Annotated in this window: 10 protein-coding genes; 6 read left to right on the top strand and 4 right to left on the bottom strand. The window is 42.1% G+C overall.

Features of this window, described 5'->3' with window-relative positions:
* Positions 1-236: 236 nt before the first annotated feature.
* A complete protein-coding gene (locus ACVBIO_RS09500; RefSeq protein WP_447160022.1) occupies positions 237-689 on the bottom strand; it encodes a YaiI/YqxD family protein in 453 nt (150 codons plus the stop codon).
* 242 nt (positions 690-931) lie between these two features.
* On the opposite strand from ACVBIO_RS09500, the gene ACVBIO_RS09505 reads away from it, so the two are divergent.
* The 3 genes from ACVBIO_RS09505 (at position 932) to ACVBIO_RS09515 (ending at position 3,587) form a co-directional block, all read left to right on the top strand.
* Complete coding sequence (locus tag ACVBIO_RS09505) at positions 932-1,609, top strand: DUF2461 domain-containing protein (protein ID WP_447160023.1); 678 nt, start codon at positions 932-934, stop codon at positions 1,607-1,609.
* A gap of 228 nt (positions 1,610-1,837) precedes the next feature.
* Complete coding sequence (locus ACVBIO_RS09510; protein ID WP_447160024.1) at positions 1,838-3,187, top strand: RsmB/NOP family class I SAM-dependent RNA methyltransferase; 1,350 nt, start codon at positions 1,838-1,840, stop codon at positions 3,185-3,187.
* A gap of 220 nt (positions 3,188-3,407) precedes the next feature.
* Entirely contained in the window at positions 3,408-3,587 is a 180-nt protein-coding gene (locus ACVBIO_RS09515; RefSeq protein WP_447160025.1) for a hypothetical protein, read from the top strand.
* A gap of 91 nt (positions 3,588-3,678) precedes the next feature.
* Here the strand turns inward: ACVBIO_RS09515 and ACVBIO_RS09520 are convergent, their stop codons facing one another.
* Positions 3,679-5,346, bottom strand: a complete 1,668-nt coding sequence (locus ACVBIO_RS09520; protein WP_447160026.1) for a sensor domain-containing diguanylate cyclase — start codon at positions 5,344-5,346, stop codon at positions 3,679-3,681.
* Positions 5,347-5,821: 475 nt separating this feature from the next.
* Positions 5,822-6,361: a YfaZ family outer membrane protein gene (locus tag ACVBIO_RS09525; RefSeq protein WP_447160027.1), complete on the bottom strand. Its 540-nt coding sequence runs from the start codon at positions 6,359-6,361 to the stop codon at positions 5,822-5,824.
* Between the two features lie 468 nt (positions 6,362-6,829).
* Between ACVBIO_RS09525 and ACVBIO_RS09530 the strand changes: the two genes are divergently transcribed.
* Together ACVBIO_RS09530 and ACVBIO_RS09535 are read left to right on the top strand one after the other, a co-directional pair.
* On the top strand, positions 6,830-7,870 hold the full coding sequence (locus ACVBIO_RS09530) for a DUF4382 domain-containing protein (protein ID WP_447172474.1): 1,041 nt from the start codon (positions 6,830-6,832) through the stop codon (positions 7,868-7,870).
* Positions 7,871-8,053: 183 nt separating this feature from the next.
* Positions 8,054-8,536 carry a glutathione peroxidase gene (locus ACVBIO_RS09535; protein ID WP_447160029.1) on the top strand — a complete coding sequence of 161 codons (483 nt, stop codon included), beginning with the start codon at positions 8,054-8,056 and terminating at the stop codon, positions 8,534-8,536.
* A gap of 1,799 nt (positions 8,537-10,335) precedes the next feature.
* Here ACVBIO_RS09535 and ACVBIO_RS09540 read toward each other — a convergent pair.
* Positions 10,336-12,123 (bottom strand): M1 family metallopeptidase, encoded by a 1,788-nt coding sequence (locus ACVBIO_RS09540; protein ID WP_447163643.1) that lies wholly within the window; start codon positions 12,121-12,123, stop codon positions 10,336-10,338.
* A 142-nt stretch (positions 12,124-12,265) separates the two neighbouring features.
* Here ACVBIO_RS09540 and ACVBIO_RS09545 point away from each other — a divergent pair, with 142 nt between their 5' ends.
* Positions 12,266-13,150: a collagenase gene (locus ACVBIO_RS09545; RefSeq protein ID WP_447160031.1), complete on the top strand. Its 885-nt coding sequence runs from the start codon at positions 12,266-12,268 to the stop codon at positions 13,148-13,150.
* Positions 13,151-13,288 lie beyond the last annotated feature (138 nt).

Below are 13,288 nucleotides of genomic sequence, written 5' to 3' on the forward strand. Positions count from 1 at the left end.
TTCTTATCTAACATAAAATCGACAAAATACGACTGATAAAAAGTGATTCGCTGCCTGTACAAAAAGTCACCTCCTAAAAAAGCATTAGGGCTAAAAACTAAAAAAGGAGAGCTATTTGCTCTCCTTTCACACTTTCAAATATTATTAAACATCTCTAGCATTCGTTTGCCGCTACTATCACTTAGTCACTTAGTCATTTAGTCATTTAGTCATTTAGTCATTTAGTCATTTAGACGTTAGGGCTTATGATGTTTGGTAATAAACCGATCTAACTGATTACCGAATGCTTGCTTATCACTCGCACCTATCGCAGCTGGCCCACCCGTTTGAACGCCACTGGCACGCATAGTGTCCATAAAATCACGCATATTTAAAATTGATTTGATGTTTTGTTCGGTATAGAGCTCGCCGCGAGGGTTGAGTGCCACACCGCCTTTGTCGATAACTTCTGACGCCAGTGGAATATCTGCTGTGATCACTAAATCACCTGCGGTTAACAGTTTGACGATTTCATCATCGGCCACATCAAAGCCTGAAGAAACAGTAACAAGGTTGATATAGGGAGATGGCGGTATACGCATCCAATGGTTAGCCACCAGCGTTACTTCTACTTTGGCTCTGTCTGCCACTCTAAATAACATCTCTTTAATTACACCCGGACACGCGTCTGCATCGACCCAAACTTTCATTACTGCTCCTAATTTGTTCTTTATAGATGACCGATTTAATGATTGAGCTATGACAGGCAATATGCCATGTCGCTAGGCCCAAGGCTTGAGATCAAGTACAGGCCAGATTTAATCAGCCACATTTTAACAGCTATCGCCCTTGAATGAGTAGCAACAAGTACATTGACTAAGTTAGTATTTATTCTGACTGGTATTATTTAACAGCTTCATCTTTCCCCCATCAACCAAGGTTGTGTTTTCGAATGAGCGTATTTACTCCTGAGTGTTTTGATTTTTTAAACGAGCTTTCAGTCAATAACGATCGAGAATGGTTTAAGGCGAATCAAGCTCGCTATGAGGATAATGTACGTACACCTGCGCTAACATTTATCGAAATGATGCAGCCACATATACTCGCACTTTCACCCAGATTAACCGCAGTCCCGAAAAAGGTGGGTGGCAGCATGATGCGACCGCAACGAGACAGTCGTTTTAGTAAAGATAAAACCCCCTACAAAACCAATGTCGGCATCCAGTTTAGGCATTTTCAAGCCAAAGATGTGCATGCCCCCGGTTTATACCTTCATCTAGCCAACGATAGCTGTTTTATCGGGGCTGGAATTTGGCAGCCACAATCACCAGCCCTAAACGCTATTCGCAGTTGCATTGATGAAAACCCCAACGGCTACAAAAAAGCACTGCGGGAACTCACTCACTATGACTTTGAAATGCAAGGCAGCCAACTTATTCGACCACCGAAAGGTTATGATAAAAATCATCCTTTGCTTGATGAGCTAAAGCGAAAAGATTTTATCGCAATAAAGCCGCTAACTATCGAGCAAGTGTGCGCGCCTGACTTTGTTGAACAATGTGCGAGTGAGTTTGTCTCTTGTCAGCAATTGATGCGCTATTTGTGCTTCGCATTAGATTTAGATTACTAAACGAATAAGCGAATCATTAGAGTCAATAACCTCAGTATCGATAGCGGTGGCTCGTCACACATTCAAGTCGCACCGGGTTGAGTCTGTTACTATTAGCTACTTTCTCAGTTCATTAGCAAATACCATGAGGCGTTTCTATTAAGCGCCTCTACACTCAGCAACAATCTCTGCTACAATTGCGCCAGTTTTTATTTCCAGCCCAATACAGGCTACTTCAGGCACACTCTAATGATAGAACCGTCATCATCTCCTCAAGATGCTTTCCAAGCACAATCTCCGGCGCAAAAACGAGCGTTAAGCTATAGCAATACCATACATCAGCTCTTTTTAAGTGTGATGCATGAAAAACTGCCCGCCGACCGCATTGTTGGAGAGTACTTCAGAACCAACAAGAAACACGGTTCTAAAGATAGACGTGTCATTCGAGAAAGCCTATTCGCACTGTTTCGATGGTGGGGTTGGCTCAAGCAGATCCACACTAGCGAGCAACAAGATCCTAGCTGGTTTGCCTGCTTAGCAATAGTGGCGGAGTTAGAGGCTCATAAGTGGACTCAGTTTAGCGATGCCTGGCGTGAATTTGCCAATCAGTCAGAGCAATTTAACTTAAGTGCCACAGAGCAATTGTTCCCAAGTATCGGTGAAAAGTGCCAACGAGTAAGACAGCAGCTCAATGATGACAGCATTAATGAGCAACAACTATTACCTCAATGGTTTTGGCAAGTCGCTCAAACTGATCCCACAAAACAACTCGCAATTGTTGAGGCTATGTGCACTCGCCCGCCAATTTGGGCTCGCGCGCAAACACTAACCCAACAGCAACTTATCGAGTCACTTGCTACCGATGACGTTACCGCTATCGCCAGTGAATACTTTGATGATGCAGTAAGCCTTGGACATAAGAGCATTAACCTCAATGCTATTGGCGCCTATCAACGCGGTGAACTAGAGATCCAAGATCTAGGTTCACAAGTCATTGGCCGAATTTGTAACCCTAAAGCTGATGAAAAGTGGTGGGATACCTGTAGCGGTGCCGGTGGCAAGTCACTACAACTACGCTCATTAATGCTTAAGCAGGACCATGAGGCTCGCGGTAACATCGTCTCATCAGATATTCGTCGAAAGCCGTTAGAGGAATTAACCAAACGTGCTAAACGTGCAGGTTTTAACGCTATAAGTATTGCTCCGTGGAAGAGTGAAGCACTGCCAGTACAAGCCGAGTCTTTCGATGGTGTCTTAGTCGACGCGCCTTGCAGCTGCACAGGCACATGGCGACGTAACCCAGATATGCGTTGGCTCGATGATGCAAGCGTGGTGACAGATAAGCACACCCTGCAGTTAGATATATTAAGTCGCAGTGCTAAGGCCGTTAAGCTGCAAGGACAACTCGTGTATGCAACCTGCTCGCTCTCGCCGATTGAAAACGAGCAAGTGGTCAATGCCTTTTTGCAATCTAACCCTGAGTTTGAATTACAAACATTGACTCACCCATTCACCGGTGAGCAAGTCAACATGCTGACTATCTGGCCTCAAGAGGCCGACACTGACGGCATGTTCGTTGCAAAAATGTCCAAACGATAACCGTCGTTAGCGGGGCTCTTTGCCTTCAAAGACATTTTCAATCCAGATGTTTCAATAAAAACGCCATCTCTTGTATGGCGTTTTTTTTCGAGCAATATTCTCACCTGTATTTCATCATTTACTTGTCACTTTATTTTGCTAAACTCAAACCGAAACTAGGCTGGCTTCAAACCGTTACAGCCCGCTTAAAATAAGGTTCTATTTAACTGGAATGTAGAGCATGAGAAATACATACGATTTTGTTCAAGACAATGACTGGGATGATGATTTTGGTCCAGATTTAGATGAAATCAGCAAGAGTAAGCGTAAAAAGCAGCGTCGACGAGAACAGAGAAAAAACTCTAAACGCGTTGATAATGATACTGAGTTTTCACCTTATAACGGCAATGAATTAGTTTAAAGAAGCCAACTAAAACTAAGTTTACAGGCTCTTTCTCTCTAACGATTGATTAAGAGCTGTAAACGTCTAATTGTAAGGCGTAACACTCAGCCTATATTTGACTTAAGCTTTGTGCATAACGTTCTCGGCGCTTAACACTTTGATCTTTGTATAAACGCTGCTCAGCTTGCCTTAGCCATTGACTGCTATCATTCACATCCGTATTTAAGCTAACACCAAGATGGATACTCATATCACTATAATGTTCGATTAAATAACCAGATTGGATCCGTGAAACTCGCTGCTGTATCTTTTGCAACAACTCAGCCTCACACACAATAACGAAACTATTGTCTGCTATGCGATAGGTATCGATTAACTTACTGTCGGTGTCGTCATAAGCCTGGCGGAGATAATCAGCCACACCACAAATAACCTTATCGACCTCATTATGACCCAGCTTTCGAGTGAGTAGCGTCACCCCCTCTAACGACACTAAAACCAAACATAATTGATTCGATGCTTGAGCACCAAAAGGGATCCCCTTCTGCATACCTTCATCAAATGCAAAACGATTCGGTAATCCTGTGAGCTTATCGGTGCGGGCATTTTTCCTAGCGACTTCTAATGTTTCGATGTGGCGCTCTTTCTCTTCGGACAGCAGACGAATTTTATAGGCTAACGCAAATGATAATAACAACGCATCGGCAGTACCTCCCACTAAAGTAGCCAGTTCTGCGTTATCAAAAAAATCAGGTGTCAGCCCCATATTTCCCGGCAAGATAAGTACTGCCGGTAACAGCAAACAAGTAAAGGCTAACAAGAAATATCGCGCTGGGGGAAACCCTTTTAATAGACAGACATTACCACAAACCATCGCCAACCCTATCCATAACATGATCAATACTGAAGCGATTATCGCCGTATAAGAGACCAGGTATATACTCGTTGGCAGGGCTATAATACATAACCACATTAGCCCTAAGCTTAGACGCCATAGTTTCGGTGACAACTCAGCAAGCTGCAAAAAGTGTATGTAAAATAATATATTAAATATTGGTAAGCTAATAAAAAACAGGTGGTGTAACTCCAAGCCATGAAAATCAAACAGGTGTGCAGGTAGATGAAAAGTGAGCGCCCAGCCAACCAAATAACATAAAACGTAACAAGCATAATAAAGAAATGCTTTATCACGAATAGACACAAAAATGATCCCGTTATATAGCGCAATAAACAGTAATCCACCTAAACAAAGAATAATAAACAAGGCATAGAGATCTGACTGGTGCTTATGTTCTTGGTATTGTTGAACTTGCAGTTTCGGCTGAGATGAGAAGTAACGACTATTGACTCGAGCAACCAACCAGTAATTAACACCTATGTTCATCTCTACGCTTCTTGCGTAATCAAACAAGAACTCGTAAGGGGCATAATAACCACTGCTGAAATATTGAGTTGAGCCGTCCTCGCCGATTAACCAATAATCGACGGACTCAATAATAGAATTTTTGACATTAACCACCCAGTGCGTGTCATAGCTGTTAACCATAACACCTGCCACCATCCAGTAGTCACCACCATTAAGAGATACGCTACCGAGTGGTTTTTTTGTTTCCAACCAAGAGATAGTCTGCTCAAAATCTTGTGGCGCTTCATCTTCTGCTTCGGCACTAAAAATTATGGTCTGTTCGAGCATGGCTTCTTGCTGAGCATAACTCACATCACTCAATCCAAATACTGACAGTAACAGCAGAAGTCGCATTAATATTTTTATTGGCATTAACCAAGTAACCTATCAGTTTTATATCGGTCGAAGGATGCGTTAACTCGCACTTAAGCAACAAAGTGTGACAACAGTTTACATAAACAACAAATAAGCAGCAATTCAATTAACTGGCTCACGCTCGCCTATTTCACTTAAGGTTGAAGTTTTGAGCGCTGCTCACAAAGAGGCATTCGCGGTTTGAATGCACAGCTTTGTGCAGCCAAGAATGGAGTAAGTTATAACGAGGAAAACTCTAGCTCCAAAAAAGCATAACTGATTGATACAAATGAAATTGGCCCGATGCGCAATAGGAAAGTAAGAAGTTTATCTGCTCTGGTCTTGAGGCAGTCTTGATATGGTATTGATATGGTATTGATATGGTATTGATATGGTATTGATATGGTATTGATTTATATTAGAATCGCTTAGGCTCGCTCATGGCCAGCCTAAGCAGGGTTAACATCTCATAAAATCGAGAGTAAGCCGTTCTTTAGAACGATGCTTTGGCTCCAATATAGAAGCCCGAATCTAGCGTCGAATTTGATGCATTATCATACTGCAGACGAATATTTCTATAACCCGCAAATAGGGCTAACGCAGGGTTAAGTGCATATTGCACCTTACCATCTAACTGCCAGGATCCATCGATATCGCCAAATGATAATACCGAAGGAGAATAGTAGCCCGAACCATGAAGAGACACATTTGAGCCTAGGTGCATGGCATAACGCCCGCCTATCCCGACAAAATTGCCATTACTGCTGCGCTTCGACCACACTTGAGAAAACTTGGCGCCTAACTCAAATTGGTGGATCCCAGCGTCATGTTCAATATGCATCGCACCAGACAACATTTGCCCGCCCGTATCAGCATAGATATATTCAACAGATGCATTAACATCTTTATTGACATTAAACTTCAGCTCGGTCGACAACATGTCGTCATTAAGCCCAAAGGTAAAGTCTGTCGCATAGGCATTGATAGACAAAGCACTCAGTAAAAGTGTTGCCATTAAGGTTTTAGCTGTCATTTATGATCCCGAAACTTGTAAACTTTCGGCAAGCATACACAAAGGATTAGCGCTTTTTTATATAAACCTTGTCTGAAACCTTGCTTTTAAATAAACATCAACACAAACCAAACCAACAGGCAACAAGTAAAACTTAAGTAACACATCCGCATCCAGATGTAACAAACCAAGAAATGTTAATTTTGCCTGTTAATTCTTTATGTTAGCGAAAGCGCTAGCACTACAGAAATCTTTTACTGAAAAAAGGCTAATCTCGTTTTCTTAATGTGATAATTTAAGCCCCGCTTTATCGATTATTCATCCTCAAAGCCTTTACCAGCTTAGGATTGAAACAAGTCTAGTTGAATTTAAAAAACGCGATAATAGTAGGCAACAACTATACAACTACTATACTAAGTTATTAGAAAGAAATGCTTTGGAGTACAGATAAAACAGTTAACATTATCCCCTCTCGCAATGGCTATCACCATGGGCTTGATATTATCAGCTTGTGGCTCCGACGGTGACGCTAGCAACCCAGTGCCAGATCAAGGCATATTTAGCCTTGGGGTGTCAGACAATCCAGCAGACGCAAACATTGTTAACGTGGCTTTTAAGCAAGTTGTGTTAAAAAACAGTGACGGTGCGATCTCATTCGATGTTTCCACGGATGATGACGGGCTACAGCACGTCGACCTGTTAAGTTTTCAGGGACAAGCCGTTGAAACTCTAGTCAGTGGCCAGTCCGTTCCTGTGGGTGAATACCAGATGTGTATTTACATGGAGAATAACACCATCTCTAGCGATGACAGTTCCTACGTACTTAGTGGCGCAACTGAAAATGAAAATGGTGAGTTTGTTGGTGGTGACATTGAAGGCTTAGTCACCAACAGTAATGTTTCTTGTGGCGGTATTGGCGCCGAGGAAGACAACACGGGTCGCCTCTTCTTCAATAAATCATTTACTATCGCAGCGGGTAACAATAACTTTGTGGCTGAGTTCAACCTCGCTAAAGGCCTTCAAGCGCCACATGGCAATAAAGAATATTGGACACTAAAACCCACTTCAGTGCAGCTCGTTAATGCATCTGAGGTTGGTGCTATTCAAGGTCAGATCAGCCAACAAACCATGACCAACTGTGAAACTAGCGCTGGAGGCTCAGTGTTTAGCCCTGCGGTATACCTGTACCCAAGTGAAACAGAGCTAGATCAGATGGCAGATTTTAGAACCGGTCCAAATATTTTAACTCAGGTCGCCCCCATCACATCAGCGAGAGTTAACCCTATCCTAAATGGCAGCGATAATGTCACTGGTTATGAATACGAATTTGGCTTTGTGGTCGCCGATACCTATAGTCTTGGGTACACCTGCCTAGCACAAAACGATGATCCAGAAGAGTCTAATGTGCGTGAACCTGATGATGGTAGCCTGCCATTCTTTATTGACTCAGCAGAGCAAGCTGTCACTGTGACCGCTGGCGAAACGACGGAACGCAACTTTCCCGAGTCATTTGCCCCTGTAACACCTTAAGTCCCACTTTAGTACAGCGATTAAATAACCACGATAAAGGGCGCTCATAGCGCCCTTTCACTCTCATTTTATTGCTTACTTCAAGGGTAACAATCAGCAGCCAGTTGTTCATCTTCCATCAAACTCATTGCACAAAAGTAAAAAATGTCGATAGAGTATGACTAACGACACAAGGAGAAAATGATGACAAGTTCAATTTATGATTTTGCAGTTAAGGATATTCAGGGGAAAACGGTTTCACTGGCGGACTTTAAAGACAAAGTAGTCTTGATCGTCAATACTGCCAGCGAGTGCGGTTTTACCCCTCAATATAGAGAGCTTGAGGCTTTGTACCAGAAACTTCAATCGCAGGGGCTTGTCATACTCGGGTTTCCCTGCAACCAGTTTGGTGAGCAAGAGAAAGGGGATAGCCAAACCATTAGCTCATTTTGTGAATTAAATTTTGGCGTGACGTTTCCACTATTTGAAAAAATTGAAGTCAATGGCACTAACACGTCACCTCTCTATGCGTATTTAAAGCATTCCGCTAAAGGCTTACTCGGCTCTGAAAGAGTAAAATGGAACTTCACTAAATTTCTAGTCGATAAACAGGGCAAAGTAACCCAACGCTTCGCACCAACCACTAAACCGATGGCGATTGAAGCTGATATTTTAAAACTACTGTAGCTCTTAAAATTAGCTCTTAAAATTAGCAGCTTAGAATAATCTTAAAAAAAGATTAAATATTACACGTTATTTTTTGAACTTTAGCGAAATACTCGCCTCTAACTTTTTGAGCATTGAGTTTTTCATGTTCATCATTCTCCCTGGGGCTTCTAGCGCAGCCCCCTTGATCTCAATGTAGATCAATCAGGCAACCCCTTGGGTTGCCCTTTTTTTTGCTCGTCATTGGCTGTTTTGAAAATATTTTTGAAAATATTTGAAACCCAACTGAACTAATCTGAAATTTCACACTCTGACTATATGAACCGATTCTCGTTAAGTGAATATTTAAGTCTTGAGGCTTTAGATGTTGGCTTAACCTTAGTTTCATTGTTCATCATCATTCCCTTGGCATTCCCATTAGGTTTGCCCTTGGAGATAAACGGTTAGCTAGCGCATAAGCTGTTTATTTCTACTTAGATATTGTTATGGCAACCTGCTTAGGTTGCCATTTTTTTATCTGCAACTTGAAGAAATCCACCCCGCAATCATACCAATCAGTATAGGAAAGCGATCGACTACTCTAGCCGCTTATCAGCGCCTCAGTGCATAATCCTTCTCTTAAGAATAATCTATCTCATGGCTTAGCACTGCTAGTTATTCCCCACAACACCGTCATTGAAAACCGTCACAAAGAAAACCTGATGAGTCTTAGTCTTTAACATTTGCCTTTAAAAAGTCTTTGACAATAGCCGCTAAAACGATTGAGTAAGCTCAATCGGCACCTAATCCTTATCTTTAATTAACATCATAAAATCAGCGATTTAATTAAAAATGATGCGCGCGCGGGAAAATAAATTCAGACAAATTGCAACTTATGAGGAACTAACTCAGATTTATCGACTCTGACTATATGAACCGATTCTCGTTAAGTGAATATTTAAGTCTTCAAGGATTTAGATGTTGGTTTAACCTTAGTTTCATTGTTCATCATCATTCCCTTGGCATTCCGATTAGGTTTGCCCTCGGAGATAAACGGTTAGCTAGCGCATAAGCTGTTTATTTCTACTTAGATATTGTTATGGCAACCTGTTTAGGTTGCCATTTTTTTTGCCTGCAACTTGGGTGAAACCCGAGTACTCAACGCCATAAAGTGCCTCTAGCCTCTAAAAGTGAATCTCTTTTCTAATAATGCATCTCTTTATAGTCACTCTGTTTTAATCCCTTTTTCAAAATACTTTTTTCTTAACGCCTTTTCTTAATGCCTTTTGGGGATATATTTGTTCAATAGGTTCGCAGAGTAATATTCCGGTCATGGCCTAACACTGCAAGTTAATCCTCGCAATACCGTCATTGAAAACAGTCACAGAAAAACCTGATTAGTCTTCGCCTTTAACACTAGCCGCTGAAACGATTGAGTAGAATTAACACCAAACTATTAGCTTCAATCACGTCAATCACTATCTAGCTTTTAATTTTAAATTAGCGCTTGAAACCGGAGTGTTAATTATCCTTTTAAATTAGTAGCTTATATGAATAATATTTCGATGGTGGAAAATAAATGCAGATAAATTGCAACTTATGGGGAACTAACTCAGATTTATCGACTCTGACTATATGAACCGATTCTCGTTAAGTGAATATTTAAGTCTTTAAGACTTTAGATATTGGTTTAACCTTAGTTTCATTGTTCATCATCATTCCCTTGGCATTCCAATTAGGTTTGCCCTCGGAAATAAACGGTTAGCTAGCGCAAGAGCTGTTTATTTCTACTTAGATATTGTTATGGCAACCTGATTAGGTTGCCATTTTTTTTTGCTTTTTTACTTACGTTTCAGTAGTTGATCTAACATCACCGCAATCGAAGGGTGATAGCCATCTCGTGCTTTAGCATATATTTGCTGTACTTGACTCTCAAACCCAGCCTTAATGAGCTCTGCGTAAAGTGGTTTCACAAACTTGCCTCGACCAATTTTGATAAGGTATGCGCTCACCGCATCGAGCACCTGCTCATAGCGGTTACGAATAGCGACTCTAAACCAATCACAGGCGATCTCTGCATTGGTTGTCTGTGTTAGACCAAAGGTATTATCTAAATCGGCCAAGGCGTCATGGGACAATTGCTGTGGTAAGTTGGTTAAAAAGTACTGCCAATGATGCACGCGCCAGCCCTCAGTCATCAGGCTAGAGGCACTAGCGCCATCATCAAAGGCACGTAGCGCCATGGTCACCTTATCTAAGCTGGTTGATTTTGGCTCAACAAACCAGCTTGGCATGCCTTCACCATAAATCCACTCCATCATCTCAGCTTCACTGATCTTATCGGCGTGAGTTTTTAACAACGTTTGCTTAGCATACTCAACAAAGGTTTCGGTAGTGATCGCTTCAAATGCAAAGGCTTGCACGTAATCATATAAAAATGCATCAAACGCTGTTCGCCCAAGACGCTTTTCAAGATCATGAACAAACATCGAGGCTTTATCGTAGGTAAATCGATTAAAAGCTTCATTAGGATCTTGCTGCTGCATATTTGCAGGTAGTGTCTGCGCTTTTATTGCTGTCGTAGAAATCGCCTCTTGCAGACGACCATTTTCGAGTACCACTTCAAGCTCAGCGAGCTCTTTACCATAAACCTCTTCAACAATACGATTAGTAAAATAAGTGGTAAAGCCTTCATTTAACCAAAGATCACGCCACGTCGCATTACTCACAAGGTTTCCGGTCCAAGAATGCGCCAGCTCATGAGCAACTGTCGAGACTAGACTCTTATCACCCGCAATCAAGGTCGGGGTCATAAAGGCCAGCCTAGGGTTCTCCATGCCACCAAATGGAAAGCTAGGCGGCAACACTATCATGTCATAGCGACCCCACGGATACGGCCCGAGCAGCGATTCTGCAACCTCTACCATACTTTCCGTGTCTTCAAACTCTGCTACCGCAGCGCCAACCACTTCAGGCTCAGCATACACACCTGTTCTAGGGCCTAATTCACCAAACGCTAAGTCACCAACTGCAATAGCGAGCAGGTGGGTAGGCATCGCTTTTTCCATGGTAAAACTAAATTGCCCCGTTAATGGCGCATTAGCATCATTCATTGCACTCATCACCGCTCGCATGCCTTTTGGCGCATTAATTACCGCATCAAAGGTGATTCTCGCTTTAGGTGTATCTTGCAAAGGGATCCAACTACGGGCGTTAATGGGTTGCGACTGACTAAATAAAAACGGTAAGGTCTTGCCACTGGTTTGTTGCGGCGTTAACCATTGTAGGCCTTGCGCCCCCGGCGATGTACGGTAATGGATAACCACACTCGCTACACTTTCTGAAAGTTGAATATTAAGTCGTTGCCCTAAGATCTCATCTTGCTTATCCAGGGTAAATGCTAATGCTTGTTGAGAGTCAGAGTAAATCCCTTCGATGGTTAGATCACGGGTATCTAACCATAGCTCGCTTGTCTGTTTGTCAATGTAATCTAGCTGTAATTCGACCTGCCCTGCTAATTGCTTAGTATCAAAATCCACATCGAGTAAGAGCGACAAATGCTTAACTCTGACCTGTTCGGTATTCGCAAACGAGTGGTAATCATGATTATTATCCCATTGCTTTAACACGGCATATCCTTTTTAAGTAACTGATTATTTGATTGCATTTTAACGCTATTTGATGTGAATTAAAGCCCAGTTTGACATCAATAGAGCTAAATGAAACACTTGTGAATATTGTATGCAAAACTATAAATCAGAGAAAGCCTCAATGAAAAATAAACATGCCTTACCCGTCCTTGCTTTTATGTCACTACTTCCTACAGTCGTTCAAGCTGATGAAAACGCTAGCCTAGAGAGCGTGTTAAACCAAAACCATGCCTGTAGTGATACTATCGTTATTCGCTCGCAAGCCTTAACAAAAGATCAGATCAGCTCTGCGTGCGAATTGTTAGTAAGACAGGAAACTAACTTCCATAAACTATTTGGCACACAAAACAAACCTGTTGCCGATGACAACAATCACAGCATGCGTGCCAATGTCTATCACTCAAGGGAAGATTATGTTGATCATGTCACTAACCACTTCGACGTGCCTAGCGACAACGGTGGCATGTACTTAGAAGGCTTGCCTTGGAAGAGCGATAACCAAGCTGAATTTGTTGCCTATGAGAAAAAAGGCCAAGTCTGGAATCTAGCACATGAATATGTGCATTACCTCGATGGTCGTTTTAATCTCTACGGCGATTTTTGCCTCTCACTACATGACTCCCACAGTGGCCCAGAGTATTGCCCTAAGCCTGCGCCGCTTTACCCACACACGGTTTGGTGGAGCGAAGGTGTCGCTGAGTATATATCCCTTGGTGATAACAACCCTAAAGCCCTGGCTTTAATTGGCAGTGAACAAAGCTACACCCTGAGTGAGATCTTCAATACAAGCTACGAGCAAAATGGCGGCACCGATAGAGTTTATCGCTGGGGTTACTTAGCTGTGCGCTTTATGATTGAGAACCATAAAGATAAGGTTGATACCATGCTTGGCTTTACTCGAAAAGGTGACTACCCACGTTACCAGGCATTGCTGGCGGGTTGGGGAACAGATATGGATGCTGAATTTGATGTGTGGCTTAAACAGCTTAAAGCTGCGCAAAAGTAGTTACCTCTATTAGCAATGATAGCGCAGGCTAAAGAAATCATTAAAAAAGGCCTCTATTTAGAGTAATGCCGATCATTTAGCAGTTTATTGATCGGTTGACCGATCTTTATAAGATGGCAAAATCCGAGTGTTTTTAAA

The sequence above is a fragment of the Shewanella sp. 0m-8 genome (genome assembly GCF_052977265.1).

Excerpts from the sequence above, each read along its gene's own strand:
- ACVBIO_RS09500 (WP_447160022.1), bottom strand. The coding sequence starts at position 689 with ATGAAAGTTTGGGTCGATGCAGACGCGTGTCCGGGTGTAATTAAAGAG.
- ACVBIO_RS09505 (WP_447160023.1), top strand. The coding sequence starts at position 932 with ATGAGCGTATTTACTCCTGAGTGTTTTGATTTTTTAAACGAGCTTTCA.
- ACVBIO_RS09510 (WP_447160024.1), top strand. The coding sequence starts at position 1,838 with ATGATAGAACCGTCATCATCTCCTCAAGATGCTTTCCAAGCACAATCT.
- ACVBIO_RS09515 (WP_447160025.1), top strand. The coding sequence starts at position 3,408 with ATGAGAAATACATACGATTTTGTTCAAGACAATGACTGGGATGATGAT.
- ACVBIO_RS09520 (WP_447160026.1), bottom strand. The coding sequence starts at position 5,346 with ATGCCAATAAAAATATTAATGCGACTTCTGCTGTTACTGTCAGTATTT.
- ACVBIO_RS09525 (WP_447160027.1), bottom strand. The coding sequence starts at position 6,361 with ATGACAGCTAAAACCTTAATGGCAACACTTTTACTGAGTGCTTTGTCT.
- ACVBIO_RS09530 (WP_447172474.1), top strand. The coding sequence starts at position 6,830 with ATGGGCTTGATATTATCAGCTTGTGGCTCCGACGGTGACGCTAGCAAC.
- ACVBIO_RS09535 (WP_447160029.1), top strand. The coding sequence starts at position 8,054 with ATGACAAGTTCAATTTATGATTTTGCAGTTAAGGATATTCAGGGGAAA.
- ACVBIO_RS09545 (WP_447160031.1), top strand. The coding sequence starts at position 12,266 with ATGAAAAATAAACATGCCTTACCCGTCCTTGCTTTTATGTCACTACTT.